The 25,516-nt window shown below is 72.4% G+C and carries 25 protein-coding genes, 1 tRNA gene and 1 pseudogene; 14 read left to right on the forward strand and 13 right to left on the reverse strand.

The window, feature by feature from the left end:
- From ACSNN9_RS07215 to ACSNN9_RS07225, 3 genes are all read right to left on the reverse strand, one after another.
- Window positions 1-603: copper resistance CopC family protein (locus tag ACSNN9_RS07215; protein ID WP_436671984.1), on the reverse strand; the 603-nt coding region annotated here is incomplete at its 3' end.
- Between the two features lie 82 nt (window positions 604-685).
- A complete protein-coding gene (locus ACSNN9_RS07220) occupies window positions 686-1,441 on the reverse strand; it encodes a zf-HC2 domain-containing protein (RefSeq protein WP_436671986.1) in 756 nt (251 codons plus the stop codon).
- Window positions 1,442-1,529: 88 nt separating this feature from the next.
- Window positions 1,530-2,096, reverse strand: a complete 567-nt coding sequence (locus ACSNN9_RS07225; RefSeq protein ID WP_436671987.1) for a sigma-70 family RNA polymerase sigma factor — start codon at window positions 2,094-2,096, stop codon at window positions 1,530-1,532.
- Window positions 2,097-2,299: 203 nt separating this feature from the next.
- Here ACSNN9_RS07225 and ACSNN9_RS07230 point away from each other — a divergent pair, with 203 nt between their 5' ends.
- The 12 genes and pseudogenes from ACSNN9_RS07230 (at window position 2,300) to ACSNN9_RS07285 (ending at window position 14,310) form a co-directional block, all read left to right on the forward strand.
- Window positions 2,300-3,907 carry an amidohydrolase gene (locus ACSNN9_RS07230; protein ID WP_436671988.1) on the forward strand — a complete coding sequence of 536 codons (1,608 nt, stop codon included), beginning with the start codon at window positions 2,300-2,302 and terminating at the stop codon, window positions 3,905-3,907.
- A gap of 119 nt (window positions 3,908-4,026) precedes the next feature.
- Window positions 4,027-4,506, forward strand: a complete 480-nt coding sequence (locus ACSNN9_RS07235; RefSeq protein WP_436671989.1) for a cation:proton antiporter regulatory subunit — start codon at window positions 4,027-4,029, stop codon at window positions 4,504-4,506.
- Between the two features lie 156 nt (window positions 4,507-4,662).
- A pseudogene (locus tag ACSNN9_RS07240) lies at window positions 4,663-6,837 on the forward strand (Na+/H+ antiporter subunit A); the annotation flags it as partial.
- Window positions 6,838-7,057: 220 nt separating this feature from the next.
- Window positions 7,058-7,489, forward strand: coding sequence for an MnhB domain-containing protein (locus ACSNN9_RS07245; protein ID WP_436672066.1), 432 nt, complete (start codon window positions 7,058-7,060; stop codon window positions 7,487-7,489).
- 50 nt (window positions 7,490-7,539) lie between these two features.
- Entirely contained in the window at window positions 7,540-7,959 is a 420-nt protein-coding gene (locus ACSNN9_RS07250; RefSeq protein WP_436672068.1) for a Na(+)/H(+) antiporter subunit C, read from the forward strand.
- On the forward strand, window positions 7,956-9,524 hold the full coding sequence (locus ACSNN9_RS07255; RefSeq protein ID WP_436671991.1) for a Na+/H+ antiporter subunit D: 1,569 nt from the start codon (window positions 7,956-7,958) through the stop codon (window positions 9,522-9,524). Before ACSNN9_RS07250 ends, ACSNN9_RS07255 begins: the two co-directional genes overlap by 4 nt.
- On the forward strand, window positions 9,521-10,147 hold the full coding sequence (locus tag ACSNN9_RS07260) for a Na+/H+ antiporter subunit E (protein ID WP_436671992.1): 627 nt from the start codon (window positions 9,521-9,523) through the stop codon (window positions 10,145-10,147). The genes ACSNN9_RS07255 and ACSNN9_RS07260 overlap by 4 nt, the downstream gene beginning before the upstream one ends.
- Complete coding sequence (locus ACSNN9_RS07265; RefSeq protein WP_436671993.1) at window positions 10,144-10,407, forward strand: monovalent cation/H+ antiporter complex subunit F; 264 nt, start codon at window positions 10,144-10,146, stop codon at window positions 10,405-10,407. The genes ACSNN9_RS07260 and ACSNN9_RS07265 overlap by 4 nt, the downstream gene beginning before the upstream one ends.
- Window positions 10,404-10,766, forward strand: a complete 363-nt coding sequence (mnhG, locus tag ACSNN9_RS07270) for a monovalent cation/H(+) antiporter subunit G (RefSeq protein WP_436671995.1) — start codon at window positions 10,404-10,406, stop codon at window positions 10,764-10,766. Before ACSNN9_RS07265 ends, mnhG begins: the two co-directional genes overlap by 4 nt.
- A gap of 159 nt (window positions 10,767-10,925) precedes the next feature.
- Window positions 10,926-11,468 carry a hypothetical protein gene (locus ACSNN9_RS07275; protein ID WP_436671997.1) on the forward strand — a complete coding sequence of 181 codons (543 nt, stop codon included), beginning with the start codon at window positions 10,926-10,928 and terminating at the stop codon, window positions 11,466-11,468.
- Between the two features lie 227 nt (window positions 11,469-11,695).
- Window positions 11,696-12,907, forward strand: a complete 1,212-nt coding sequence (locus tag ACSNN9_RS07280; protein ID WP_436671999.1) for a low temperature requirement protein A — start codon at window positions 11,696-11,698, stop codon at window positions 12,905-12,907.
- 242 nt (window positions 12,908-13,149) lie between these two features.
- Window positions 13,150-14,310 carry a trypsin-like serine peptidase gene (locus tag ACSNN9_RS07285; RefSeq protein WP_436672000.1) on the forward strand — a complete coding sequence of 387 codons (1,161 nt, stop codon included), beginning with the start codon at window positions 13,150-13,152 and terminating at the stop codon, window positions 14,308-14,310.
- A gap of 791 nt (window positions 14,311-15,101) precedes the next feature.
- Here the strand turns inward: ACSNN9_RS07285 and ACSNN9_RS07290 are convergent.
- Window positions 15,102-15,512, reverse strand: coding sequence for an ATP-binding protein (locus ACSNN9_RS07290; RefSeq protein WP_436672070.1), 411 nt, complete (start codon window positions 15,510-15,512; stop codon window positions 15,102-15,104).
- Window positions 15,513-15,722: 210 nt separating this feature from the next.
- Here ACSNN9_RS07290 and ACSNN9_RS07295 point away from each other — a divergent pair, with 210 nt between their 5' ends.
- Window positions 15,723-16,088, forward strand: coding sequence for an STAS domain-containing protein (locus ACSNN9_RS07295; RefSeq protein ID WP_436672002.1), 366 nt, complete (start codon window positions 15,723-15,725; stop codon window positions 16,086-16,088).
- 173 nt (window positions 16,089-16,261) lie between these two features.
- Here the strand turns inward: ACSNN9_RS07295 and ACSNN9_RS07300 are convergent, their stop codons facing one another.
- Entirely contained in the window at window positions 16,262-17,509 is a 1,248-nt protein-coding gene (locus ACSNN9_RS07300) for a PP2C family protein-serine/threonine phosphatase (protein ID WP_436672003.1), read from the reverse strand.
- 790 nt (window positions 17,510-18,299) lie between these two features.
- Here ACSNN9_RS07300 and ACSNN9_RS07305 point away from each other — a divergent pair.
- Window positions 18,300-18,372 (forward strand) — tRNA-Arg (locus ACSNN9_RS07305).
- A gap of 225 nt (window positions 18,373-18,597) precedes the next feature.
- Here ACSNN9_RS07305 and ACSNN9_RS07310 read toward each other — a convergent pair.
- The 8 genes from ACSNN9_RS07310 to ACSNN9_RS07345 form a co-directional block, all read right to left on the reverse strand.
- Entirely contained in the window at window positions 18,598-19,092 is a 495-nt protein-coding gene (locus ACSNN9_RS07310; protein ID WP_436672005.1) for a hypothetical protein, read from the reverse strand.
- 32 nt (window positions 19,093-19,124) lie between these two features.
- Complete coding sequence (locus tag ACSNN9_RS07315; protein WP_436672006.1) at window positions 19,125-20,504, reverse strand: tyrosine-type recombinase/integrase; 1,380 nt, start codon at window positions 20,502-20,504, stop codon at window positions 19,125-19,127.
- The gene (locus ACSNN9_RS07320) at window positions 20,501-20,686 is read right to left on the reverse strand and encodes a helix-turn-helix transcriptional regulator (RefSeq protein WP_334604778.1); all 186 of its coding nucleotides are present in this window, start codon (window positions 20,684-20,686) and stop codon (window positions 20,501-20,503) included. The genes ACSNN9_RS07315 and ACSNN9_RS07320 overlap by 4 nt, the downstream gene beginning before the upstream one ends.
- Window positions 20,676-22,487 carry a replication initiator gene (locus tag ACSNN9_RS07325; RefSeq protein ID WP_436672008.1) on the reverse strand — a complete coding sequence of 604 codons (1,812 nt, stop codon included), beginning with the start codon at window positions 22,485-22,487 and terminating at the stop codon, window positions 20,676-20,678. The genes ACSNN9_RS07320 and ACSNN9_RS07325 overlap by 11 nt, the downstream gene beginning before the upstream one ends.
- Complete coding sequence (locus ACSNN9_RS07330; protein WP_436672010.1) at window positions 22,484-23,155, reverse strand: DUF2637 domain-containing protein; 672 nt, start codon at window positions 23,153-23,155, stop codon at window positions 22,484-22,486. The genes ACSNN9_RS07325 and ACSNN9_RS07330 overlap by 4 nt, the downstream gene beginning before the upstream one ends.
- The gene (locus ACSNN9_RS07335; RefSeq protein ID WP_436672013.1) at window positions 23,152-24,585 is read right to left on the reverse strand and encodes an FtsK/SpoIIIE domain-containing protein; all 1,434 of its coding nucleotides are present in this window, start codon (window positions 24,583-24,585) and stop codon (window positions 23,152-23,154) included. Before ACSNN9_RS07335 ends, ACSNN9_RS07330 begins: the two co-directional genes overlap by 4 nt.
- Complete coding sequence (locus ACSNN9_RS07340; RefSeq protein WP_436672014.1) at window positions 24,576-24,803, reverse strand: hypothetical protein; 228 nt, start codon at window positions 24,801-24,803, stop codon at window positions 24,576-24,578. Before ACSNN9_RS07340 ends, ACSNN9_RS07335 begins: the two co-directional genes overlap by 10 nt.
- A gap of 165 nt (window positions 24,804-24,968) precedes the next feature.
- Window positions 24,969-25,397, reverse strand: a complete 429-nt coding sequence (locus ACSNN9_RS07345) for a hypothetical protein (protein WP_436672015.1) — start codon at window positions 25,395-25,397, stop codon at window positions 24,969-24,971.
- Between the last annotated feature and the right edge of the window lie 119 nt (window positions 25,398-25,516).

Consider the following 25,516-nt stretch of genomic DNA (forward strand, 5'->3'; position numbering starts at 1 on the left):
ACCGGATCGGCCGACCCCGCCGCCGCCTCCGCCGGGTCGGCCGGCCCCGCCGCCGCTCCCGGGACCGGCTCCGGCGGCTTCGGGACGGGTGCCGCCGCGCTGGTGGCCGCCGGGGTCCTGGTGGCCGTCCTCGGCGGGGCCACGCTGCTGCTGCGTCGGCGTCGCGAGACCCACTGACCGGCAGCACCCCGGCCCCGACACCCCGGCAGCGGCGACGCCGACGACGGTGAACCGGTACGAGCCCTGCACGGGATGCCCGTCGGCGGAGACGATCCGGTAGGCGACGGTGTAGGTGCCCTCGCCCAGCGTCTCGTCGACCGTCACCGTGCCCTTCGTCCCGTCGACGGTGGGCGCACCGGTGGGGACCTTCCGCCGGTCGGCGTCGGTCAGCGCGATGGTGGTGAAGGCCGGGTCGAGCCGCTGTGCGAACTCCAGCGTGACCCGCGTCGGCGGCGTCGTCAGGCGCTCGCCGTCGGCGGGGCTGGCGGCCCGCAGCGTGTTGTGCGCGGCGGCGGGGGCGGCCGGTACGAGCAGCAGCGCGGCGGTGGTCAGCGCGGCGGCGACGAGGGCCGCGGCGGTCGGGCGGCGGAACCTGGTGTGCATGTCTGGTGCTTCTCCTGATCGGTGGTGGTCGGCCGGGCAACTGAGGGCCGAGGCGGTGCCGAGCCGGACGGATGGGTTCCGGTCAGGCCGCACGGCGGTCGGAGGCGTGCGCGGAGCCGGGGTACGGCGACGGGAGCAGCCGCAGGCCCGGCGACTCCGTGGGCTCGTCGACGGGCAGGCTCCAGCGGGGTTCGTCCGGACGGCTGCGCCGGGTCGGGCCGTCGGGGCGCAGCCCTCGGCGGGACAGGGCGACGACGATGACGTAGCCCGCGAGCAGGAAGCCGTGGCTGACCAGCCGGGCGGTGTCCACCCGCCCGGTCAGCAGGTCGTTGACCGACAGCAGCGCGAGCATGCCGACGAAGGCGCTCAACGTCGGCACCAGCCCGGTCGGTCGTGTGCGGCGGGCCGCGACGAACAGGAAACCCGCGCCCACGGCGACGTTCCACGCCGCCGACTCGTGCCACAGGTGCCCCGCCATCAGCCCGCCGGCCGCCGCGTGCGCGTGTGCGCTCGCCGCGCCGCGTCCGACCTGCGCCAGGCCCAGCACGAGTTGCAGCGCCCCGACCAGACCCAGGACCGCCCGCAGGGTGAGCACGACCCGCTCCCGCCGGCGGCGCGGGGCCGGCGTGGGCAACGTGCCGAGGATGACGTCGGTGAGGTCGGCACCGGAGACGGCCACCGAGAGCCGGGCCCGGCGGGTCACCGCCGTGGCCTGGTCGTACCACGCCCGGCAGCCGCCGCAGCCGGTCAGGTGGGCCGCCACCGCCGTCCGCTCGGCGGCGGTCTCCTCCCCGTCCAACTGCGCCGACAGCACCTCGCGCCACTGCTCGCACCCCATGTACCGGTAGTCGCCCCGGACGCGTCGTTGGTTCCCGCGCAGTGTGGTGGATCGTCGCCTTCCCGCAGGTCAGCGCGGGGAGTGCCGCTCAGCCGGTGACGTTGCCGCCCCGGCGCGCGTCCGGCCCGGACCAGCTGCGCACGGCGGCGACCAGATCCTCCCGGGCCCGGGCCACCCGGGAACGGATGGTGCCCACCGGACAGCCGCACACCTGCGCCGCCTCGGCGTAGGACAGGCCGAGGACCTGGGTGGCGACGAACGCCTCCCGCCGGTCCCTGGGCAGCGCCGCGATGAGGCGTTCGAGCACGACCCGCCGGTCGAAGCCGCTGTGCGTCGGGTCGGGGACGTCGTACCCGTCCGGCATCGGCACCGTGCGCGGCCGTGACGTCACGGTGCGGACGTGGTCCGCCGCGACCCGGCGGGCGATGGTGAGCAGCCACGTCCGCGTCGAGGAGCGTCCGGCGTACGACGGCAACGACCGCATCGCCCGCAGGAAGGTCTCCTGGGTCAGGTCGTCGGCCTCGCGGGGTGCCACCATCGCGGCGAGGAAGCGCCGGACCTGCTGCTGCGTCGCCCGGACGAAGCAGGCGGCGGCGGTCGGGTCACCCCGGCCGGCGGCCAGCGCCCACGCGGTCAGCTCCGCGTCGTCGGCCATCCGGCACCTCCGTGTCGGGCGGCCGGAGGGCGGGTGCCCGGCGACAAGCACGACAGGTCGTAGTAGTGACTGGCCGGTAGCGTACCGCAGGCGGCCGGGTGCCGGCCGACCCTCGGCGCCGCCCCGCCCGGGTGCCCGGTGCCCGGCACCGGCGGCTGTCTAGCATGGTTGGCCCCCACCCCGACCGTCGAAGCAGGCAACCCATGACCGCTACGGTTTTCGAGAACGCCCTGATCCACACGCTCGACCCCGCCCGTCCACACGCCGAGGCCATGCTGGTGCGCGGCGAGCGGATCGTCGCCGTCGGAAGCCTCGACGAGTGCCGCGACCGGGCCGGCGGCGGGGCGCGCCGGGTCGACCTCGGCGGGATGACGGTGCTGCCCGGGCTGATCGACAGCCACCTCCACTCGGCGCTCTACGTACGCGGCCTGGAGCAGGTGGACCTGCGTGGCACGACCAGCCTCGACGAGGCGTTGACGCGGATCGGGCGGCACGCCGCCACCCTGGCGCCCGACGCCTGGCTCTTCGGCGGGCGCTGGGACAGCCACAAGTGGGACCGGCCGGTGCAGCCGACCCGGGCCGACCTGGACCGCGTCTGCCCGGACCGGCCCGCCGTGCTGCCCAGCATCGACGGGCACACCACCTGGGTCAACACCGCCGCCCTCCGGCGGCTCGGCATCGACGCCGACACCCCCGACCCGGTCGGCGGGCAGATCGCCCGCGACGAACGCGGCGAGCCGACCGGCATCCTGCGGGAGGCGGCGGGGGACGCGGCCTACGACGTCCTGCGCTCCTCGCTCGCCGGTGATCTGGTCGCGCAGTTGCGCACCCACCTGCCCCGGCTGCTCTCCGTCGGCCTGACCAGCATCCACGACCTTGACGGGCAGGACTGCCGGGCCGCCTACGAGACCCTGTACGCCCGGGGCGAGCTGCCGTTGCGGGTGCACAAGTCGATCCCGTCGACCGCGTTGGACGAGGTGATCGACCTCGGCTGGGCGACCGGCGACGGGAACCGCTGGCTGAGCACCGGCCCGGTCAAGATCTTCACCGACGGGGCGCTCGGCTCGCACACCTGCCTGATGACCGAGCCGTACGACGGGGAGCCGCACAACCACGGCATCGCGGTCACCCCGGCGGAGGAGTTCGAGCGGCTGGTGGCGAAGGCGGCCGGGGCGGGCATCGCCGTCGCGGCGCACGCCATCGGCGACGCCGCGAACCAGATGGTGCTGCGGGCGTACGCCAACTGGCAGGAGTCGGCGCGGACCGACCCGACCGTCGCCAAGGCGGTACGGCGGCTGCGGCACCGGATCGAACACACCCAGCACCTGCGGCCGGCGGACGTGCCGCTGCTCGCCCGGCTGGGCGTGACCGCCTCGATGCAGCCCACCCACTGCACCAGCGACATCCCCCTGACCAGCAGGATGCTCGCCGGCCGGGACCTCGCCTCGTACGCCTGGCGGAGCCTGCTGGACGCCGGGGCGACGGTGGCGTTCGGCTCGGACGCCCCGGTGGAGGACCCGGACCCGTTCTTCGGCATCCACGCCGCGGTGACCCGGCAGCAGCCCGACGGCACCCCGCCCGGCGGCGTGGACCCGCACGAGCGGGTCAGTCTCGACACGGCGCTGCGCTGCTTCACCGAGGCCGGCGCGTACGCCTCCTACGAGGAGCACCTGAAGGGGCGGCTGACCCCCGGCATGCTCGCGGACTTCATCGCGCTGCCCACCGACCCGTACCAGGTCGAGCCGGCGGACCTGCGCGACCTCACGGTGGCGCTCACCGTGGTCGGCGGAGTCGTGCGCTGGCAGCGCTGACCGCCGCCCGCTGAGCGCAGCGTCGGCCCTGCTCACCAGGGTGGCAAGGGTGTCCGGGGGGTGGGCGATCGCCTCCTGATCATGATAGGGAGGAGGTACGCGAGGAACAGGGGGCGGCCATGCGGTTCGAACGTACGGTGATGGCCGGGATCGGTGTCTGCCAGCGCTTCACGACCGCGAAGGGCCAGCGGGCCGCCGTCATCTCGCACGTCAACGGCCAGCGTGACCTGGTCGTCTACCACCCGAAGGACCCGGACACCGCGCTGCACACCCTGGTGCTGACCAGGAGCGAGGCGCAGGCCGTGGCGACCGTGCTGGACGAGGCGGTGACGGTGGACCACGTCGCCGAGCTGGAGCGACGGCTGCCCGGGGTCTCCGTCGTGCGGATACCCGTCAGCGCGGGCTCGCCGGCCGACGGGCGGCCCCTCGCCGACACCGGCCTGGCCGGGCAGCCGCTGGCGCTGCTCGCGGTCGTCCGTGACGGCGCGGTCGTGCCGACCCCCGGCGACGGGTACGTCCTGCACGTCGGTGACGAGGTCGTGGTCGCGGGCGCCGAGGCCGCCACGTCGGCCGCCGCCGACCTCCTCGCGGGGGGCTGACGAGCGGGGCGCCGCGGCGTCCGGGCCCGCCCCACCGCCCGGCCGGTATCGGCCGAGATGCGGATTCGCTCCTTACCGGTTAGGGTTGGCTGACCGGCTGTCGAGCTCTGGGGAGGGTATGTGCTGGTTCTGGTGGCGGTCCACGCACTCGCAGCCGTGATCGCCCCGGGACTGATACGTATCTGGGGGCGACGGGCCCTCTACCTGGTGGCCCTGGCCCCCGCGGCGACCCTGGTCTGGGCGCTGACCCGGACCGGAACGGTCCGCTCCGGCAGCCCGGTCGTCGAGACGGTGACTTGGGTTCCCCAGCTCGGCCTGGAGGTCGCCCTGCGCATGGGCACCCTGGCCTGGCTGATGGCGGTGCTCGTCGGCGGGGTCGGGGCGCTCGTGCTCGCGTACAGCGCCCGCTACTTCCGCTCCGACGACCCGGGCCTGGGCCGCTTCGCGGCGGTCTTCGTCGCCTTCGCCGGGGCGATGCTCGGCCTCGTGGTCTCCGACGACCTGCTGCTGCTGTACGTCTTCTGGGAGCTGACGACCGTCCTCTCCTACCTGCTGATCGGCAGCGACCCGACCCGGCGGGCCAGCCGGCGGGCCGCCATGCAGGCACTGCTGGTGACCACCCTGGGCGGCCTGGCGATGCTCGCCGGGTTCGTCATGCTCGGCCAGCACGCCGGCACCTACCGCTGGTCGGAGATCGCCACCGACCTGCCCGGCGGCGGCTACCTGGCCGGGGCCCTGGTGCTGATCCTGCTCGGCGCGCTGAGCAAGTCGGCCATCTTCCCCTTCAGCTTCTGGCTGCCCGGCGCGATGGCCGCGCCCACCCCGGTCAGCGCCTACCTGCACGCCGCGGCGATGGTCAAGGCCGGCGTCTTCCTCGTCGCGCTGATGGGACCGGCCGTGGCCGGGGTCACGCCGTGGCGGCCGGTGCTGCTCGTCGGCGGGCTGATCACCATGTTCCTCGGCGGCTGGGCGGCGCTGCGGCAGGACGACCTGAAGCTGCTGCTCGCCTACGGCACGGTCAGCCAGCTCGGCCTGCTGATGGTGGTCCTCGGCGCCGGCACCCGCGACACCGCGCTGGCCGGCGTGGCGATGGTGCTGGCCCACGCGCTGTTCAAGTCCACCCTGTTCCTCGTCGTCGGCGTCGTCGACCACGTCGCCGGCACCCGCGACCTGCGCGAACTCAGCGGCCTCGGGCGGCGGGCGCCCGCGCTCGCGGCGGTGGCCGTCCTCGCGGCGGCCTCCATGGCCGGCCTCCCGCCGCTGGCCGGATTCGTCGCCAAGGAGGCGGCGGTCGAGGCGTTCCTGCACGGCGGCACCGCCGACCTGGCGGTGCTCGCCGGCGTGGTGCTCGGCTCGGCGCTGACCGTGGCGTACACGCTGCGCTTCGTCTGGGGCGCCTTCGCCACCAAAGGCGACGTCCCCACCACCGAGGCCCGGCCCGTCCGGTGGCCCTTCCTCGCACCGGCCGTCGTGCTCGCCGTCGCCGGTCTGGCGGCGGGCCTCTTCGCGCCCGCCGTCGACGAGGTCCTCGCCCCGTACGCCGACCTGTACCCGAGCGCCGAGCCCGGCTACCACCTCGCGCTGTGGCACGGGCCGACCCCGGCGCTGGGCCTGTCGGCGCTGGCGGTCGCCGCCGGCGTCGGGCTGTTCCTCCTGCGGCACCGGGGGCGGCTGGGCCCGGCGGCCCGGCTGCCCTTCGACGGGGCCGCGGTCTACGACCGGCTCATCGGCGGGGTGGACCGGCTGGCGGTGGAGCTGACCGGCGCCACCCAGCGCGGCTCCCTGCCGTTCTACCTCGGCGTCATCCTGCTGGTGATGATCACCTTGCCGGGTGGGGCGCTGCTGGCCGGGCTGCCCTGGCCGCAGCGGTTCCAACTGTGGGACACCCCGTTGCAGGCCGTCGCCGCCGCGGTGGTGATCGTGGCCGCCGTGGCCGCCGCCCGCGCCCGGCGCCGACTGACCGCGATGATCCTCGTCGGCGTCGCCGGCTACGGCACCGCGCTGCTGTTCATCCTGCACGGCGCCCCGGACCTGGCCCTGACCCAGTTCCTGGTGGAGACCGTCACGATCGTCATGTTCGTGCTGGTCCTGCGCCATCTCCCGGCCAGGTTCTCCGAGCGGCCCATCCGGGCCAGCCGGCGCGGTCGCGTCGCGCTCGGCGTCGCCGTGGGCGTGGTCACCGCCGGCATGGCGTACGTCGCGGCGGGAGCGCGGGTGGCCACCCCGATCTCCGTCGACTTCCCCGACGAGGCCGTCTCCTACGGCGGCGGCAAGAACATCGTCAACGTGACCCTGGTGGACATCCGGGCCTGGGACACCATGGGCGAGATCGCCGTCCTGGTGGTGGCCGCCACGGGCGTGGCCAGCCTCATCTTCCGCCACTCCCGGGACCTCGACCTGCGCCGGGGCATCCCCGGCGCCGGCCCCCCCCCCCCCCCCCCCCCCCGGCCGCACCGAGTCGGCGCGGCCGCGCTGGCTCACCACCGGCGCCACCACCCGACAGCAGTCGGTCATCCTCCAGGTCGTCACCCGGCTGCTGTTCCACGCCATCGTGCTCTTCTCGATCTACCTGCTCTTCTCCGGGCACAACGCCCCCGGCGGCGGCTTCGCCGCCGGACTGGTCGCCGGGCTCGCGCTGGCCGTGCGCTACCTGGCCGGCGGGCGTACCGAGCTCAACGGGGCCGCCCCGGTCGACGCCGGCGCGGTGCTCGGCGCCGGGCTGTTCGTCGCGGTCGGCACGGGCGTCGCCGCGATGCTGCTGGGCGGCGAGTTCCTCCAGAGCGCCCTGCTGGACCTGCACGTGCCGGTCCTCGGTCACGTCCACTTCGTCACGTCGGTCTTCTTCGACGTCGGCGTCTACCTCATCGTGGTCGGCCTGGTCCTGGACATCCTGCGCAGCCTGGGCGCGGAGATGGACCGCCAGCAGGAGACCGACCAATCCGAGACCGAACAGGCCCACGACCGGACGAAGGAGCTGGTGTGAACCCGAACCTGACCTACGTCCTCGTGGTCGGCGTCCTCTTCGCCGCCGGGGTGACGCTGCTGCTGGAACGCAGCCTCACCCGGGTGCTGATGGGCGTCATCCTGCTCGGCAACGGCGCCAACCTGCTGCTGCTCACCGGCGGCAGGGCCGGCGGGCCGCCGATCGTCGGCACCACCGCCGAGGGGGACATGAGCGACCCGCTGCCCCAGGCCATGGTGCTGACGGCGATCGTCATCACCCTCGGCATGACCGCGTTCCTGCTCGCCCTGGCGTACCGCAGCTGGCACCTCAACGGGCACGACGAGGTGCAGGACGACGTCGAGGACCGCCGCATCATGGAGCTGGCCGACCGGGACGAGGGACCGGGCACCGACGACCCCGACACCGGTGACGGCGAGAGCGAACCGGCCACCGCGCCCGACGACGACCGGGCGGCGAGCCCGGCCGGGAACGCGGGGAGGGGCCGATGACCTGGCTCGTACCCCTGCCGGTGGTGATGCCGCTGCTCGGCGCGGCCCTGACGCTGCTGCTCGTCGGCCGGCCCCGCGCCCAGCGGTGGGTCAGCCTCACCGTCCTCACCGCCACCGTCGTCGTGGCGGCCGCGCTGCTGCTCCGCTCCTCCGTCGACGGCCCGCTGGTCATCGAGGTCGGCGGCTGGGTCGCGCCGCTGGGCATCGTCCTGGTCGCCGACCAGCTCGCCGCGCTGATGCTCGTCGTCTCCGCCGCCGTCACCCTCTGCGTGCTGGTCTACTCGATCGGGCAGGGCACGGCCGACGGCAACGAGGAGACCCCGCTGTCGGTCTACCACCCGACCTACCTCGTGCTGACCGCCGGCGTGTGCAACGCGTTCCTCTCCGGCGACCTGTTCAACCTGTACGTCGGCTTCGAGATCCTGCTGGTGGCCAGCTACGTGCTGCTGACCCTGGGCAGCACGGAGACCCGGATCCGGGCCGGCACCACGTACGTCGTGGTCAGCCTGCTGTCGTCGCTGATCTTCCTGGTCGCGATCGGCCTGGTCTACGCGGCGACCGGCACGCTCAACCTGGCCCAGCTCGTCGACCGGCTCGACGCGCTGCCGGACGACCTGCGGCTGGTCCTGCAGGGGATGCTGCTGCTCGCCTTCGGCATCAAGGCGGCCGTGTTCCCGCTGTCGGCCTGGCTGCCGGACAGCTACCCGACCGCCCCGGCCCCGGTCACCGCGGTCTTCGCCGGCCTGCTCACCAAGGTCGGCGTGTACGCGGTCATCCGCACCGAGACGCTGCTGTTCCCCGGCGGCCGCACCGCGGACCTGCTGCTGGTGGTGGCGGCCCTGACCATGGTGGTGGGCATCCTCGGCGCGGTCGCCCAGTCCGACGTCAAACGGCTGCTGTCGTTCACCCTCATCAGCCACATCGGTTACATGCTCTTCGGCGTCGGGCTGAGCAGCTCCCTCGGGCTCTCCGCGGCGATCTTCTACGTGGTGCACCACATCACCATCCAGACGACCCTGTTCCTCGCCGCCGGCCTGGTCGAACGCCGTGGCGGGAGCACCGCCCTGGACCGGCTCGGCGGGCTGGCCCGACTGTCGCCGCTGCTGGCCGTGCTGTTCTTCGTACCCGCGCTCAACCTCGCCGGCATCCCACCGTTCTCCGGCTTCCTCGGCAAGCTCGGCCTCGTCCAGGCGGGCGTGGACGACGGCGGCCCGCTGGCCTGGACGCTCGTCGCCGGCGGGCTGCTCACCAGCCTGCTCACCCTCTACGCCATCGCCCGCGTGTGGAACCTGGCCTTCTGGCGTGCCCCGCACCCGGACATGCCCGACGTCGGCGACACCGCCCACGCCGGCCGCACCGGGCAACCGCACCGGGAACGGGACCCCGAGGCGTCGGGCGCCGTGCTGCCCCGGCTGATGATCGGCTCGACCGCCGCGCTGGTGGCGCTCGGCCTGGCGCTGGCGGTGGTGGCCGGGCCGCTGTTCGACATCAGCACCGACGCGGCCGACGACCTGCTGCGCCGGACCCCGTACGTCGAGGCCGTGTTTCCGGACGGTGCCCCGTGACCAGTGACCCGACCACCCCCAACCCACCGGCGAACCCGCCGCTGACCCGTACGGCCCGCCGACGCAACCGGATCGTCGCCGTGACCGGGCTGACCGGCGTCTGGGTGCTGCTGTGGGGCACCCTCTCCTGGGCCAACCTGATAAGTGGGCTGGTGCTCTCCGTCGTGCTGCTGGCCGTCTTCCCGCTGCCGCCGGTGACCTTCGCCGGGCGGATCCGGCCGGTGCCGCTCGCGCGGTTCTGGGTGCGTTTCCTGCGGGACCTCGTGGTCGCCTCCGCCCAGATCGCCTGGCTGGCGGTGCGGTTCGGGCACCCCCCGCTCAGCGCGATCATCGCCGTACCGCTGCGGGTCAACACCGACCTCAACCTCACGCTGACCGCCGAGGCGCTGTCCCTGGTGCCCGGCAGCCTCATCATCGAGGCCGACCGGACGACCGGCACCCTCTACGTGCACGTCATCGGCGTCCGCAGCCGAGAGGAGGTCGAGCGGTTCCGGCAGGGCGTGCTGGATCTCGAAGCGCGGATCGTCGCCGCCATCGGTTCGCCGGACGAGCTGCGCCGCGTGACGCAACCCCACCCCGCCGGCCCACCGGAGCCGGCCCACCCGGAAGGGGCACCCAGATGACCGTCGTCGCCGTGACCGTCGCCGTGCTGCTCGCCGTGGCCGTCGGCCTGACCCTCGTCCGCATCATCCGCGGACCGTCCATCCTCGACCGCGCCGTCGCCACCGACGTCCTGCTCGCCGTCGTCGTCGCCGCCATCGCCACCGAGGCCGCCTACAGCCGCGACGCCACCGCGCTGCCCGTGCTGGTCGTCCTCGCCATCCTCGGGTTCGTCGGCTCGGTCAGCGTCGCCCGCTTCGCCGCCCGGAGGAACGACAGGTGACGCTCGACGCGGTACTCGACGTCACCGCCGCGGTCTGCCTGATCTCCGGCGCACTGCTCTGCGTCGCCGCCGGGGCGGCACTGCTGCGCTTCCCCGACCTGCTCGCCCGGATGCACGCGGCGGCCAAGCCCCAGGTGCTCGGCCTGCTGCTCGTGCTGCTCGGCTGCGCGCTGCGCCTGCGCACCGGCGTGGACATCACCACCCTCGTCCTCGTCGGCGCCTTCCAGCTCGCCACCGCGCCCGTCGCGGCGCACATGGTGGGCCGGGCCGGCTACCCGCACGACGAGATCCGCCGCGACCTGCTGATCACCGACGAACTCGCGCCCCACCTGGACCGGATCAGCTCCGGCCGGTCCTGACCGGCGCCCGCGGGGGCGGGTCGGACGGACGTACGGTCGCCTGCGCGCGGCGGGCCGCACCGGGCGGCGGCCCTCTGGCAACCTGCTGGGGGGCCGTCGACCAGAACGACGGTGCCGTTACCGAAGCCGGCAGCGACGTGGACCACTGGAGGCTGGACGATGGACGGAGCACCGGCGCAGTACGCCGACGCGTGGGGCACGGACCGCACGCGCCAGAACGCCGCCTACACGGCCCTGATGGAGGCGACGAGCGAGCCGGTGCCCTGGGCCGACGACGTCTGGGACGACCTCGTGGGCCACCTGGGCGACGCCGACAACCACAACCGGGCCATCGCCGCGCAGCTCCTCTGCAACCTCGCCGCACGCCACCCGTCGGAGCGGATCCTGCGCGATCTGGACGCGCTGGTGGCGGTCAGCAGGGACGAGCGGTTCGTCACCGCCCGCCACGCCCTCCGGTCGCTGTGGAAGATCGGCCTGGCCGGGGAGAGCCAGCGCCACGCCGTCGTGGCGGCCCTGGCCCGGCGGTACCGGGAAGCCGCCGACGAGAAGAACGGCACCCTGGTGCGCAGCGACATCGTCGAAGGGCTGCGGCACCTCCACGACGCCGTCGGCGATCCGGCCGTCGAGCGGACGGCACGGGAGTTGATCGACGCGGAGGCCGACCCGAAGTACCAGCGAAAGTACCGCGGGCACTGGCGGTGACGCGGCGTCCACGCGCGCAGACCGTCGAGGCGGGGGCGCGGAACCCAGCTCCGTGACCGGGGGGGCGCGCCCGGCCGCGAGGACGCCGGCCCGCGTCGCGACGCCCTGGCTCAGCTCGTCGCGAGCGCGCCGCCGAGGGCTCGGCGACCCGACCCGACCCGCTCCTACCGGGTGGACCACCTCGAACGTGCCCGTACGGCGACGTGCCAGCCGCGAGCATGGGCGGCATGGGGCTTCGGGACGGTCAGGGGCGGAACCTGCTGGAACGGCGCGAGGACGTGCGGCAGGCGAACTTCCTGGAGCTGTTCGTCGACCTGGTGCTGGTGTTCGCCCTGTCCGGCGTGGTGAACCGGGTCGAGCGGGACATCACCAGCGACGATCCACTCGTCCGGTGGCGTTCCCTGGTGTACCTGCTGGTGCTGGCGCTGCCGCTGATCTGGGTGTGGATCACCACCGCGCACATCACCAGCTGGTTCGACCCACGCCGTGGCAAGATCCAGTTGGTGGTGCTGGCCAGCGCGTTCGGTCTGCTGGTCATGGCCTCGTCGCTGCCCTACGCGTTCGGGGGCCGCGGCCTGGCCTTCGTGCTGCCGTACGTGATCCTGCACTGCGCCCGGCCGCTGATCCTCCTGCCCCTGCTGCGCGGGCACGTCCTGCGCGGACTCTACGTCCGGTCGGTGCTGTGGTGCGCGGTCGGCGCGATGCTCTGGTTCGCGGGCGCGGCGGTCAGCGGCTGGCTCCGCGCCGCCCTGTGGGGCGTCGCCGTGACCGTGGACATCGTCGCCGCCCAGCTGCGCTGGCCGGTGCCCGGCATGGCCCGGCCCCCCGTCAGCGCCTGGGCGGTGCACAGCGGCCACCACCTGCCGCACCGCTACCAGCAGCTCCTCATGATCGCGCTCGGCGAGACCGTGCTCGTCGTGGGCATCACCCTCACCGACCTGCCGGTCACCCCGGCGACGTCGGCGGCGCTCGTGGTGGCGTACCTCTCCACGGTGCTGCTGTGGCGGATCTACTTCTACCGCTCCGGGCAGGTCCTCGCCGACGCCGTCGCGGGCGCCGGTGACCGCCCGGCCGCCGGCCGGGCCACCGGCATCGCCCACGTCGTCATGGTGATCGGGATCGTCGCCACCGCCGTCGGCTACGAGCTCGTGCTCGAACACCCGGGTGGCCGGCCGGAACCGGCGTGGCTCGCGGTGATCCTCGGCGGGCCGGCGCTGTTCCTCTACGGCCGCATCCGCCTGGAACGCCTCGTGTTCGACCGGCTGTCGATCCGGCGGGTCGTGGCCATCGCGATCCTGGCCGCCACAGCCGTACCTCTCTTCTTCGCCCCACCGCTGGCCGCCTCGGCCGTGGCGGCGCTGACGCTGCTGGGCGTCGCCCTCGCCGACGCCAGCCACGCCGCCGGTCGCCCGCCGGAGGCGCCGTCACCGGCGCACTGACCGGAGCCTGTTGCCCGGCACCCCACCGGAGCCTGTCTGCGGCGCCCTCGCCGCCGAACGGGGCTGCGGTCGACGCCTCCGTAAGCATCGATAAATTTGCATGTCTTGGTTGGTCTCGTGTATGAAGTCTGCAAGCACGTCTGGGTGCTGGTTCCTGGGGAGGAGCGACGATGAAACATGCCCTACGCCGCCTGCGAACGACGGCGGTCGCACTCGGCGCCTGCACGCTCGGGCTGAGTCTGATGTCGATACCCGCCGCCGAGGCGTCCGCGGTCCAACCTCTCGCACCGCAGTCCCAGCGGGCACCCGAGGCGGACCAGTTCCAGGCGGAGGGTGTCACCACCGTCGGTGAGCTCCGCACCGTCGAGGGCGCGCTCTCCGCCGCCGGTGACGGCCGGACGCAGATCATCCGGCACCCCGGCGCGTCGTACGTCAAGGTGCACTTCAGCTCGCTGCGACTGGCCCACGGCGACTACGTCACGGTGTCGAGCCCCGACGGCCGGGAGAGCTACCGGTACGACCGCTACCTGAACCGGGCGACCGGCTCGGACTACACCACCGACGGGCAGCCGGGCTTCTGGGCGATGTCGGTTGACGGCGACACGGCGGTGGTGACGCTGCACAGCAGCCGTGCCTCCCGCGGCAACGTCGCGACCATCGACCGGTTCTGGCGCGGCTACGACCGCACCGAGATCGCGCAGCACAACCTCTCCACGCAGTCCGTCTGCAGCACCGACGCCCGCCGCGACGTGGTCTGCTACCAGAACAGCCACCCCACGGAGTACGCGCGCGGCAGGGCGGTGGCGCGGCTGCTGATCAGCGGCGGTGGCATGTGCACCACCTGGCGGGTCGGCAACACCAACCGCATGCTGACCAACAAGCACTGCTTCTCCACGCAGTCCGCCGTGAGCGGCAGCGAGATGCAGTTCAACTACCAGTGCGCCACCTGCGGCGGCAACAACCCCGGCGCCGGCACCAAGGTGAGCGGCGCGACCCTCTACAAGGTGAGCAGCGGCGGGTCCGGCGAGCTGGACTACACCCTGTACTCGGTGAACAACTTCACCACCATCCAGAGCTTCGGCACGCTGTACCTGGCGACGACCGCCACCAGCACCGGCACGCGGATGTACATCCCGGGCCACGGCGACGGCAGCCCGAAGCGACTGTCGATCTTCGAGGACACCCAGAACGGCGCGACGTGCACCGTCAGGAACGCGAACTACAACAGCTGGAACATCAGCTACAGCTGTGACACCTCCGGCGGCAACTCGGGCTCGCCCGTGCTGAACGCCAGCCACCGGGTGATCGCCCTGCACCACCTCGGCGGTTGCCCGTCGAACCAGGGCGCGAAGGCGCACCTGATCTACAACGAGATCGCCAGCCTGATCGACAACAACGGCTGACGACGGCGGACAACGGCGGGCCGCCGGGGCGCGATCACGCGCTCCGGCGCCCCTTCGGCATCCTGCACCTGTGCAACCACAGGCAACGCTGGTGTGGGTGGTCGTGCGTTGATGTGCTGAGCTCGTGCCGTGGGTGGCGACATGGAGAGCATCGCTCTGCCATTGAGCGCCGCTCCGGTACGGGCCATTCGCGCCGACCCCGTGCTGCGGGAGTTGGCGGGCGAGCAGCCGCCGTTCTGCGGGCCGGGGGCCGGCGAGACCCTGCCGGCCATCAGCCGGGAGCTTCTCGCCGTGCTGCCGGCCGGAGCCGGCTGGGTCCACAGCTTCGGTGACCGCTCGTTCGAGCAGGCCGAGTACCTGCTCGACCCGACGGGCTACCGCGCGACTCGCACGTGGGGGAGCGCGAGCGCTCGATGGCCCACCGCATCGTCCACGGCGACGAGGCCTTCGCCGGGCACGCCACCGGTGGGCAGGCCGCCTGCCGGATCATCATCCTCGAGGACCAACTCGAGGAAGCTCTGCGGCAGAACCAGAACCGGCCACACGGGGCAGGGCAACGCGACTGTTTGGACCACCGACAGGTGAGGTCGCCGGCCGGCGGCGAGCCGGCTGGCCGGCCCGCCAGTGCGAACCACCTCGTGGCAGTCCGTACTCCTGCTCGTCGGACCTCTTCCCGTCCCGGCCGCCAGCCGGGTTGCGGTGCGAGACCGGGGTCCGAGGCGCGGCTCATCGGTCGGCCGCCGTGCTCGGGCGCCGCGGATGGCGGGCGGCGCCCTGCGGGCAGCGGCCGGTCATCGGCTCGCTGACGGTCGTGTGTCGGTGAGGCGCTTGGTGATGCGGAGCAGCACGTGGTCCGGTGGCCCGGCGACGAAGGCGGCCGTGTCGGCGAGCGCGGCGATCAAGGGCAGTCCACGGCCGCCGACCGTGAGCGGGGCGGGGAGTCCGACGTCGAGTCCCGCGCCGTCGGGGGTGCTGCCGCGATTGGCGACCTCGAGCAGGCAGGCATCGTCGTCGATGACGATGGTGATGTCGACGACGCTGTCGGGACGGCCGTGCAGCACCGCGTTGGCGCAGGACTCGGTGATCAGTACGGCGAGGTGGCCACGGGCGTCCTCGGTGGCGTCGGTGAGGCTCAGCAGAGTGGTGAGCACGTGGCGGGCTCGGGTCACCGACGACGGTTGACGGGGGAGTGAGAGGGCCATGCTCACCCGCACTGCGTAGCTCCTCCCGGCCGGCACCTGACCCGTCGGACCACTGCGTCACCCTGCGGCGCGATGCTCCGGTGGTGTCAGCCCTACCCGGGGTTGCTGAGGTGAAACGGCCAGGATGTCGGCTCCACGGACGTCGGCCGACGGCGGTCCGCCCGTCGGCAGCATATGGTAAGCGGGGATCATCCGTGTGGGGAGGTTGTCGTGGATCTGCTCTTGTCGGCCCGGCCGGGCCGCGGTTGCACCGTGCTCGAGGTGCGCGGCGAGCTCGACATGGCGACAACCCCCCAGCTGCGCGAGGGCCTGCAACAGTTGGTCGACGCCGGTGACCGTCAGGTGGTGGTGGACCTGGCCGAGGTGGGATTCATGGACTCCAGCGGACTGGGCGCGCTGGTGGTGATGTTCAAGGCGTTGCGTGACGTCGGCGGTCGGCTGAGCCTCGCCGCGGTGCAGCCGGCCGTGCGCAGCGTCCTGACGGTCACGTCGGTGAGCCGAGTGATCCATGTCTATGACAGCGTGCAGGCGGCTGAAGCCGATGTGCCGTCCACGGACCACGCGACAGGCCAGTAGCCAGTCGGGCAGGCGGTCCTGGCGCGCTTCTCGGTGACCTCCACCAGTCGGTCGCATGGCCGCAGCGCGATCTTGCCGGCGCAGTCACCGGCACCGGGCAGCGGCCGGCGCCGGATCTCCCCGGACAGGGCGACCGGAGTCCTGCCGCGTCACCGTCGGCGCCGCACGCGTCCTTACCGTGGGTAACCACTGGCGCGGGCGACGTCGGCGCCGGCGGTGCTGCTCCGGAGGCCATTGGTGCCGAACCAGTCGACGATGAGCAGGGTGGCGTCGTCGGCCAGGGCCGGCCCGGCGGTCGCCAGCACCGCGTCGGACAGCGCGCGGACCGCCTCGCGGGGGTGGAGATCGGCGATGGCGAGCAGGGCGGCGGGCAGGTCGAGGTCGGCGGCGTTGCGTTCGCGCATGCCGTCGGTGACGATGACCAGCCGGTCGCCGGGTCGCAGAGGAATCTCGCCGCTGCGGTAGCGCTGGTCGGGGAACATGCCCAGCGGGAAGTTGGCGGGCAGGTCGAGCGGCGTTGCCCGGCCGTCGCGGACCAGTAGCGGCGGGACGTGTCCGGCGTTGAGCAGCTCGCAGCGCCCGGTGGCGAGGTGGATGCGGCCCAGCACGGCGGTCACGTACGCGCCGCGTACGTTGGCGTGTTCGTCGACGGCCCGGTTGGCCTCCTCGGCCTGCGCGGTCAGGCTCGCGCCCCGGCGGCGGCTGTTGCGCAGGCTGCCCACACCGAGGGTGGCGGTCAGCGCACTGGCCACGCCGTGGCCCATCGCGTCGGTGACGCTGAGGTGCAACAGGTCTCGGGCCAGGCTGTAGTCGAAGGTGTCCCCGCCGACGCTGGCGGCCGGCTCCAGCCAGCCGGAGAGGGCGAACGCGCCGGCTTCGCAGGTGAACGCGGCGGGCAACAGGCGGCGTTGGATCTCGGCGGAGAGGGCGAACGGAGTGGTGCGCTGCCCCCACTCGAACAGGTCGGTGTGCCGGCGGTTGGCGATGACCACGAACGCCAGCGCGTGCCCGGTGCGGCCGAGCTGGGCGAGAACGTCGCTGTCCGGCTCGTCGGGCAGGTCGATCTCGAGCAGCCCGATGGCTTCGCCGCGTTCGGTGACGGGCGCCAGTACCGTCCACCGGCCATGGCGGGAAAGTACCTGGGTGGTCTGCCGGCGCAGTGTCTGCTCGTAGGGTCCGCCGTCGAAGGGGAGGACTTCCGCGACCTCCTCACCCTGACGCCGGCCGGGACCGTCGCCGCCTGGTTCGTGGGTCAGCCGGACCAACGCCCGGCCGCTGAGGTCGGCGATCAGCAGCGAGACGCTGAGCGCGTTCAATGCGGCGGCGATGGCGCCGGTGACGGCCTGGACCGCCTCGACCGGGGCGGCGTCCTCGGCCGACTGCAGCATCCCGGCCAGCACGGCCTGCTCGCTGTCCTTCACCCGACGAGCATAGGCATCCCGCCTACCCGGACGCCTGCTGAGTCCGTCGGGGCGGCCACGGCCAGGGCGTCGCCGGCCGTGCCGCACCGCTACGTCAGGCCGCCCGGCACCGAGTGCCACCACCCGTGCGCCGCTCTCGTAGCGGCTGCCACCCTGCCACCGAGGCCGCAGCCAGATCCAGTGCCCGCTTTCTCGCATCAGCGGACACCTGGTGGGGACCGCAGCCGTAGGCATCAGGGGTGGATCACCGTCTCCACAGGCCGACGCAGCAACCCCGCGGACCAAGCGCCCCACCGGCGTGCTCGGCAGACCTCGCCGTGGTCGCCATGTGGGGGACGGGCGGCCGCATCGACCACCTCGGCGACGAACAGCAAAGCTTCGGCGTACCTTGGCGGCGCCGACACATCCACCTGCGTCACCCCCCGCTTGCGGTGACACGATGCCACAACCACGCGACTCACCGTGTCCGCTCCAGACGGCATTCGAGCTCTACGGGCGGGAGACGGCCCTACTCTCCCTACGTGATGGAACTACCCCTGGACTCCGCGTTCGCGGGGGAGGGAACCTCATGATCTCCGATGATGTGCGCGGTGTGCTCTCCAGCGGATGCCAACCCGGGTGAACCGGTGTCAGCGTGGGTCACTGCGGCCGACCGTCGGTCGCAACCTGGGGTTCGTGCGCTCGGAGTGGGGTCCTGGGCTGGGCGAACGGGGGTGCGGCGAACGTGGGTGAACGTGGGCCACTCCCTGCCACCCAGGTGAACCCGCAGGTCGCTAGACTAGGCCCTCGCGCCCTCGTAGCTCAGGGGATAGAGCATCGGTTTCCTAAACCGTGTGTCGCAGGTTCGAATCCTGCCGGGGGCACCTCGAAGATCAGCAAAAACGCCATCTGACCTGCGGATACGCTCCTGCGTCGATCGGTCGACCTGTGCAGCCGGATGCCACCCGGAGCCGCCGTTTGCAGCCCTCCGTGCAAAATACGTGCAATGATCTTGGACGCTTGAACGCGGCTGTTCGTGCAGGTCAGCACCCTGCCAGGGGTAAGCGGTCGCAGGACCGGCAGAGATGGTTCACTCGCCCTTTTGATCATCAGCGACCCACCAGAAGCCGGAGTTGCGGTACCTCCCGGCTCACCATGACCGGCGCCGAGCAGTGCCGACAGGATCCGGACGAAGGCCGGACGAGGTTGGTCTGGGTGTGGAACTCGCCCGGCTTCTCTGTCTCAGGGCAGTAGTAGCCCAAGTGGAGCCGAACCCAAGGTGCTCGGGTGAGGGCAACGCCAGGCTCATTTCGCTTGGCGTCGTGGAACGGCGCCCACCAGTAGTCGACCACCGCACGCAGGCTGGTCTGGTCACGTTCTTCGCTGTGGTCGAAGGCCGCGATGCGGCCGGCGGAGTAATGCTCACCGAACTCGTCATCACCTGAGCAGACTGCTCGATCCGCTCCCACCTCAAAGAGCGTGGTGCGGCCGGTGCGTTGGCAGACGAAGCAGTCCAGGCTCAGTTCAAGTCGGCGGCGCCAGTGGAGGTTATGGGAGGACGAGGGAAGGACGAGGGCGGTCGTGACTTCAACGGATCGGAGCACGGCGCGATCCTGGCACGGGCTGTGGACGTACATCAGCTCAGCGCCGCGTCAATGCGCTCGTTCATCCGGCTGCGGTCCCCGTCGAGGCACTTCGCGTACACCTTGAGTAGCACGTCGACCGAGTGCCCGGCCCGCTGAGCGACCTCGGGCGCCGGCAGCCCGGCGTTGAGCCAGAGCGACACCCCGGCGTGCCGCAGGTCGTAGGGTCGCCCGGCCAAGGGTGAGGCGGCCCGGTCCGGGGTCAGGCTCAGCTTTCGCGCCTCTTCCCAGACCCGGGAGTACGTCGATGAGGCAATCACGTTGCCCCGGTCGCTGCGGAACAGCCGCCCGTCGGCGCCGACGCCGAACCGGTCGATGTGCGCCCGAAGGATCGCCACCAGCTCCGGCGGGATCGGCACCTCCCGCGCTTCCGTGTCGCCCCGGTGCTTGAGTCCCCGGTCGTCGTGCACCTCTCCACTGTCGGTGTAGCGCTTCCCGGCCGCAGGCCGTGACTTCTCCACCGTCAGCAGACCCCAGCCGGTTGCCGGAAGATGGCAGTCCCGCTCCCGCAGGCCCAGCGCCTCACTCGGCCGCAGCGCCGCGAAGTAGAGGCAGGCGTAGAAGGCGACCAGGCGCTCACCGCGCCGGCCGTTCTTCCCGCGCTGGCCGACGTACGTCACCCCGGTCAGCAGCTCGCGCGCCTGGCGGATGTTGACCACAACGCGGCGGTCCACCTCCCCAGCCACCTTCCGCCGCGACGACCGGACCCGCAGCTTGTCGACCGGGTTGAAGTCCAACAGCTCCAACTCCACGGCGTACTGAAGGACGTTGTAGAAGACCGAGCGCCGCCGCCTGGTCGTCGACGCCGCCGCCGGCCGCCCGTCCAACGTCAGCCCCAGGGTGTCCAGCGCCGGACGCACCACCGCGGCTTCCGCCAGCGCCGACAACGGCACGGACGCCTTGCCGAGCCACCGCAGTGCCGCAGCGATCTCCGCCGGCCGGTCAAGTTGCCGAGACGCGGGCGGAAACTCCCACTCCCGCAACGCCCGCCGCAGCAACGCCGGATCCGGCCGCCCGGCCAGGTCCCGCACCAGCACAGCCGTCACGGTCGCCAGCGCGTCCGTCGTACTCTCCCGCGACTTGGCCGCCGCGCCCGGCCACTTCATGTCGACGTACCGGCGGACGAAGCCAAGCCAGCTCACCGACTCCACCGGCACCATCAACGACTCAGGCAACCCGGAGTCAGCGTCGAACGCCTCACCCCGGTTCGCCGCCTGCATCAGGTCCGACCGGAAGTTGTCCGCCAGCGCCCGGGTGCCGAACGTCCGGGACTTCGGCCCCCTGCCCACCACCCAGCGGACGGTGTACGACTTCTTGCGACCCCCCAGGGCGTTGACCTGAATGCCGCGTATCCGCACCTCGCGGGACTTCACGCCGCCTCCCGGTGCTGCTCCAGCCACGACCGCAGGTCGCGCCGCTCGATGCGCAGCTCACCATTGGGCAGCTTGATGCACTCCGGGGCGATGCCCAGCTCACGCCAGCGGTAGAAGGTACGCCGCGACACGCCATTGAGCACGGCGAGGACCTCCGGAACGGTCAACAGCTCACTTTCCATGAGGGGTTCTTTCCTTCGGATCAACAGCAGGGGAGAGGGGAGCAGCGGTTGCCGAAACGGCGGCGGCTGTTCGTATCCGGGCGGTGTCGAGGTCTGCGCGCCAGCGGATGCGGGCGGATATCGCGCGCAGAAGCCGGTGTTCCAGGGGCGGCATGTCGGGGTCTTCGGGTCGGGCGAGTTCGAACCGGTACCGCTTCGAGCCGTCCGCGTCGTCGGTCGCCTGGTCGTGCTCTTCGATGTCGGCCATGCCGCCGGCGAGGATGGCGCGCACCCAGGACCGGTTGTCGGCGCGGTGGTCGGCGAGGGTCTTGCCGGACCATTGCCGGGAGACGAGGACGCGCCGGCCGGTGAAGCCGAGGGTGGAGCGTTGGTGGACCTTCCCGGTGCAGCGGCCGGGGGTCAAGCCCGCCTTGACCCCGTCGGGCTGGACGCCGTACAGCAGCCAGTTTGCGCAGGTCGGCGAGCACGGCAGGACAGCGAGTTCCGCGTGGAGCCGGTCGAAGTGCGCCTTCTGCGCGTCGGAGCGCGGCTTGGCCTGGTCGGTCAGGTCCTTGGTGACGTATTTCGTCACGTACCGGATCGACCGCTCCGCATCCTTGGTGCCCTGCTCGATACCCCGGGCATCGATACGCCCAAGCCGGGCGACGTAGGCGGGGCGGCTGTCGGGTTCTTCCAGGGCGTCGAGGGCTTCACCCCAGGTGGGCAACGGCTCCCGGGTCTTAGGGTCGACGTACGCCTGCTGGTCGACGTCCCAGACCGGCGGCTTGTCGACCGGGTAGGCCAGCTCGTCGAAGGGCGGCCACCACACCTGGTGGTAGGTGGCCGCCGCGATCTGCTTGAGCAGCCGCCGGGGAAGGGTGCCGCGGATGGCGAAGTGCGCGTGTGGAGCGAGGCGGCGTTGCAGCTCGACCGCCCCCGCGTACTGGACGTTCCAGCCGGCGGCGCGGCGGACGTTCTGCCACCACCGGTCGAGGACCCGCGCGAAGTGGATCGCATCGAGGGCCGCGCGCCGGTAGTCATAGCTGGCGGGGTCGACGGGGGTGCCGAGCACGTCGTCATACGGGCCGTGCCGTTGGCCGCACTCGCAGGGGGCGACGTAGGCGCCGCGCCGTAGGTGGGAGTGCACCGGCCCGTGTGAGCCAAGCGTCAAAGTGATGAGCATCGACGGCCGGTGCGTCTTCCCGGCCTTCCCGGAGTAGGCGCGGCCGACCGTACGCGGGTCGACGGGCAGGCGGGGCAGATCCGGAGAGTCCTGCCGCCGCCTGGTCGACCGCTTCCGCCGGGGCCGCTCGTCGCGCTCCTTGGGGGTGAGGTGTCCGCGCAGGCTGGTTTCGGCGAGCGCTTCGTCCAGCTCCGCGATCGCGGCGTCAATCTCGGCCAGTTGGGCAACCCGCTCGTCAGGGGTCATCGGCTGGTACTGCACGGCTTCGCGCTCGAACTCCAGGTGTGCCCGGACCCGTACCAGGGCGAGCACGTCTTCACCCGGTTGATCGGGGCGGATGGCGGGTTCGTCGGCGAGGTGCCAGCCCTCGCGGATCTGTTGGATGCGCAGCCGCCGGCCCCGCTCCGCGCATGGCTTGCACTTGACCGCCAGGGTCGCCCCGCAGGGCACCTCCACCACCTCGGTCAGGCCGGTGGCAGTGTCGGTGCGCCGCATGGCGAGGGGGCGAACACAGACGCCGTTCTGTTCGGCGAGTTGCTTGAGCGCGTCCTTGGCCAGGGGCTTACGCATCCGGTCCGCCCGCGACCCCGGCCGGGGCTGCTCGACGGGAGTCGTGGGGATGAGTTCGAGTTGGCTCACCGGTCACGCTCCCCACCGAAGACGCTGCCGTTGCGGGGCGCGAATGCCGCCGCTGGCACGGGCACCAGTCCCGGCCGCCGCTCCACCGGCACCACGGGAACCGAGCGGAGATCCCCGGGGCGGGGCTGCTCGTTGGTGGCCTCCACGGCGACGGTCACCGCTTGGTCCTCGTCGACGAGGACAACGGACGGCCGTTCCTCAGTCGGGTCGTAGCCGGGCGGCACGTCGCCCCAGCCGTCGGTGTCTACCGGCTTGTCGACGGGCACCACCGCCGGGGCGGGGGTGGTGGAGAAGACGAGCTTGGACAGACCGAGGAACGCCAGCGCCGGCACGGCCGACAGCAGCCACCCGGACACCCCCGGCTTGGCCACGGCAAGCTGCGCCGACAGCGACAGAGCGACGGCGCAGACGAGCAGGAACATCGGGTACCCGACCGACCCGCCGGTGCGGCGGCGCCGCCGGATCGTCAGCAACGCCGCCAGGGGCAGCAGTTCGGAGATGGCGGCGTTGGCCCAACCGAACCAGTCCCCCGTACCGGCGGGCGAGTTGGCCATGGTCCAGTCGTGCACGTGGGTGAATGACGCCGCCCCCGCCAGCCCGCCCACGGTCAGGACGATGAGGACCAGGACGACGCCTTCCACCCGGTCTGCGTTCGCGTTGGCCTTCACTTGGTCACCTCCTGCTCGTCGGTGGTGTCGTCGCAGAGCCGCCGGTAGTCACGGCCCAGCTCGCGGATGTCGTGGTCAGTGAGGTAGGAGAAGCGGACCCGGACGGGTTCGCGAACGCCGTCGAGGACGACGAACCCGACGCCGGGAGCCGATTCGGGGATGCGGTCGCACAGCGCTCCCCGGTCGCGGGCGCCGTCGCCGAGAACCATGTCCACCTGCTCCGGCTCGGTCAGCCGCAGCCCGATGCGAGTCGGGAACAGATCCCGAAATGGCAGCACGTCCTTACGGGGATCTTGAAGTGCGGCGACCACGTGCACGCCGACCGCGCGCCCCTGGCTGAGGAGGAGGCCGAGGGCTTCCTTGATCCGGTCGCGGACCTTCCGATCGGTGATGTACGCCGTCAGCGCCGCCAGCTCGTCGACGAGCAACACGATGAGCGGCTCATCCGGCGTCGGCGTGTGCTGGCGGGCGATCCCGCGCAGGCGGGCCGCCCGCAGGCGCATCCGCTTGACGGCTTCTTCGAGGACGCCGGCCATGCTGTCGGGGTCGTCGTAGGAGAAGCGGGCGAACAGCGGCACCCCGGCCGCCAACTCCATCCCGCCCTTCGGGTCGAACGCCCACAGCTCCACCAACCCCGACCGCACACCGCCGGTCAGGGCGCGGATCAGCGACCACAGCACCGAGCCCTTGCCCGAGCCCGTCGCCCCCGCGATCAGCACGTGCGAGCCGGCCAAGCGCAGCCCATAGAGCTGCCCGTCCTCACGCATACCGAGCGCCAGCCCGCCCAGCTCCGGCACCACCGGTACCGGCAGCGGACCGACGACGGCCGCGAGCGGGTCACGACGCAGGAACCGCAGCACGACCTGATCCGGCCGCTCCGTCGACTGGGCCTGCCCCTGACGAAGGCGAAAGGCGTAGGCGAGGCGTTCCGCGGCCTGCCCCCAGTCGTCCGGGATCTGCCCCGGCAGCATCCGGACGGTCAACTCGTCGCTGTACCGGTCGCAGCGCACCCGCAGCAGTTGCGGCACGTACCGGTCACCGGCGAACGCCGTCGCCAGCCCACACGTCGCCATCACCGACGCCCACCGCCGCCGGTAGACCACCAGAGCGCGGACCCGGCTCACGTTCGGATACCAGCCGAAGCGCAGCCACGACGACGGGTGCCACCGCCACCAGGCCGCACAGCCGACGGCGACCGCCAGGACGACGCCGGCCAGTACCCGCCCGCCGTATTCGGCCCGCACCCACAGAGCGGCGACGGTGGGGGTGGTGAGCCACCAGTACCGCACCGCCAGCGCGGTGAGGCGGAACAGGCCGCGGGCCAGCCACCAGAACACCAGCAGCCAACCCGGGACCTGCCACGCCGGCAGGCGCACGTTCATCGGCGCCACCGGGATCTTGTCGCCCGGAATGATGTTGATCAGAGGCACAGGTCACCACCCCTGCCAGGATGGGCCAGGGTCGAAATGCACGAGCGGCAGGACATGCGACGCAGGTCGAAGCGGCGCGGCTTAACCCACTGCTCGCAGCGGGGGCAGCGGATCGCGCACGCCCGCGCCGAAGCCGGCGGCAACCGCAGCACGGACCGGAGGGCCGCCTCCGCCTCCCGGTAGGCGTGCCGCAGGCCGACCAGGCGGGTACGGGACATCAGGACCACCACCCCGACGAGCAGCGGCCCTCAGGGCAGTTCAGGGCAGGGGGAACTACGGTGGGCATCACGCCCTCCTTCACACGTGAGGGATGGGGAGAGCGCGGGACGGGCCGGGACTCTTGGCGGGGAAACGACCCGCCCCGCGCGCCAAACAACGACCGCTCAGGCCGCCACCGAACCCGGCATGCTCGACGCCGGACGGATCGCGGTGGCCCGCAGCGAGTACGCCATGCGGGAGCGGCAGTCACCCGACGAGCGGCCCGGCTTGCACCGCTGCGAATCCACGTACGGGGTGAGGGTCAGGCCCTCGAACTCCACCGCCGGCGGGTAACCCGGAACCGTTGACGGCGGCGGCACCGGCTGCTGCGGCGCGACCACCTTCACCTTCACCTCGGTCGACCGACCGAACTTCCCGGCCTCCGGGTCCAGGTCCATCACCCGCACCACCCAGACCCGCTCCCCGGTCTCCTTGTCCCGCGCCTGGTTGTCCGCCTCACCCCGCCGCTCAAAATCGATCTGCGGCGACACACCAAGGCAGAGCGCCCCGGCAGGGAACACGTACTCGGACGGGACGGGCACCTTCAACGTCATCGGAACCACGTAGACAGCCTCCTAGCCTCACTAGTCGTCTACCTGACAACAGGTTGAGCTAACAAGCTACGCCAGCTTGTAAGTACAAGCAAGGGCGGGGTCCAACATGGACGGCCGAG

Source organism: Micromonospora sp. URMC 107 (assembly GCF_051386315.1).
GTDB lineage: Bacteria > Actinomycetota > Actinomycetes > Mycobacteriales > Micromonosporaceae > Micromonospora.